Annotated in this window: 1 rRNA gene; it reads right to left on the reverse strand. The window is 54.8% G+C overall.

Annotation, left to right across the window (positions count from 1 at the left end):
• Positions 1 to 97 (reverse strand): 5S ribosomal RNA (gene rrf / locus IF37_RS41140); the annotation flags it as partial.
• Positions 98 to 270 lie beyond the last annotated feature (173 nt).

Genomic DNA, 270 nt, shown 5'->3' on the forward strand with positions numbered 1-270 from the left:
CCCACAGGGTCCCCCCTGCAGTACCATCGGCGCTGTGAGGCTTAGCTTCCGGGTTCGGAATGTAACCGGGCGTTTCCCTCACGCTATGACCACCGAAACCCTGATGGTTTCGAGCGAACAAGCACACTTTTTTGTTATGCGTTCTGCTCAAAGCCGGCAACAGGTCGTTGCCTCAGAACATACACAGTGAACGCGAGCATCAATGGACAAGCCCTCGGCCTATTAGTACCAGTCAACTCCACCCGTTACCAGGCTTCCATATCTGGCCTA

The organism is Streptomyces sp. NRRL S-31 (genome assembly GCF_000718775.1).
In the GTDB taxonomy this organism is placed as follows: Bacteria; Actinomycetota; Actinomycetes; order Streptomycetales; family Streptomycetaceae; genus Streptomyces.